1 protein-coding gene and 1 pseudogene are annotated in these 1,712 nt (G+C 61.6%); both read right to left on the reverse strand.

Annotation, left to right across the window (positions count from 1 at the left end):
* Positions 1-206 (reverse strand): annotated as a pseudogene (locus AC0L2O_RS36115) (phosphotransferase family protein); the annotation flags it as partial.
* A gap of 100 nt (positions 207-306) precedes the next feature.
* Positions 307-1,542: an acyl-CoA dehydrogenase family protein gene (locus tag AC0L2O_RS36120; RefSeq protein ID WP_473373112.1), complete on the reverse strand. Its 1,236-nt coding sequence runs from the start codon at positions 1,540-1,542 to the stop codon at positions 307-309.
* Between the last annotated feature and the right edge of the window lie 170 nt (positions 1,543-1,712).

Genomic DNA, 1,712 nt, shown 5'->3' on the forward strand with positions numbered 1-1,712 from the left:
CGCATCACGTAGGAGTGGTTCGGCGTGTTGAGGCGATAGGTCGGGTTGGACTGGCCGCCCTTGAACTGGAGGACGACGAGCGGGCCCACAAAGCGCGCGACATGCTCGCGCATCCAGGCCTCCAGGCGCAGCTCGTCGAACCGATGTCGCTCCTCGACCGGCTTGGTGCCCGAGAACTCTTCGTCTTTCTTGACGCCGTCAGTCACAGTGACGCTCCCTCTTTTCATTGTCGTCATTCCGGGGCGCCTCGAAGAGGCGAACCCGGAATCACGGCGCGGAGAGCGGCTTGCGCTCTCCCCCATTTGATTAGTGCGCGGAAGGGTTTGCATACTTCCGAGCCTCGAGCCTGGCAATGGCGCGATTATGCACCTCGTCCGGGCCGTCGGCGAGACGGAGCGTGCGGATGTGGGCGTAGTCCTTGGCAAGGCCGGCTTCGTCCGACACGCCTGCACCGCCGAAGGCCTGGATCGCCTCATCGATGATCTTCAGCGCCATGTTGGGGGCTGCGACCTTGATCATGGCGATCTCGGCCTGCGCGGTCTTGTTGCCGACCTTGTCCATCATGTCGGCGGCCTTGAGGCACAACAGCCGCGTCATCTCGATGTTGGTGCGGGCTTCGCCGATGCGCTGCTCCCATACCGAATGCTCGACGATCCGCTTGCCGAAAGCGGTGCGCGAGGTAAGCCGCTTGACCATTTTCTCCAGCGCCTCCTCGGCCTTGCCGATGGTGCGCATGCAGTGATGGATACGGCCGGGACCGAGACGGCCCTGCGCGATCTCGAAGCCGCGGCCTTCGCCGAGCAGGATGTTCTCCTTCGGCACCCGCACGCTCTCGAGCAGCACCTGAGCGTGGCCATGCGGCGCGTCGTCGAAGCCGAACACGGGCAGCATCTTCTCGACCTTGATGCCGGGGGTGTCGAGCGGAACCAGGATCTGCGACTGCTGCTGGTGCTTGGCCGCCTTGAAGTCGGTCTTGCCCATCAGGATCGCGATCTTGCAGCGGGGATCGCCGACGCCGGATGACCACCATTTGCGGCCGTTGATGAGGTAGTGATCGCCATCGCGCACGATGCTGGTCTCGATGTTGGTGGCGTCGGACGAGGCTACGGCCGGCTCCGTCATCAGGAAGGCGGAGCGGATTTCGCCGTCCATCAGCGGACGCAGCCATTTGCGCTTCTGCTCCTTGGAGCCGTAGCGCATGAACACTTCCATATTGCCGGTGTCTGGCGCGGAACAGTTGAAGACTTCCGAAGCCCAGGAGATGTGGCCCATCTGCTCCGAGAGCAGCGCATATTCGAGATTGGTCAATCCCGCGCCGCGGAATTCGTCGTCCTCATGCTCGTTTGGCGGCATGAACATGTTCCAGAGGCCTTCGGCCTTCGCCTTCTTCTTGAGCTCTTCCAGGACCGGGATCACCTTCCAGCGATCGCCGCTCTTGTCCTGCTCGTTGTAGATCGGCACCGCAGGGCGCACGTGCTTGGTCATGAACGACTGCACGCGGTCGAGCCATTCCTTCTGCTTGGGCGAGATAGTGAAATCCATAAGAGCCTCCTGAACTTTGAGAATGCGATCGGTGATCGCGCGATCACCGCCCGATTTTTTTACCTTGGGGATGTCATTAGAACCTCAATATTCCCGCTTCGCCTCCTTGACGTGTCCCCCTAAGACATTGATGACAATGCATCATCACGCCGCTTTCGACTCGCCAGCCA

This window comes from Bradyrhizobium sp. Kon10 (assembly GCF_055807395.1).

Excerpts from the sequence above, each read along its gene's own strand:
- AC0L2O_RS36120 (WP_473373112.1), bottom strand. The coding sequence starts at position 1,542 with ATGGATTTCACTATCTCGCCCAAGCAGAAGGAATGGCTCGACCGCGTG.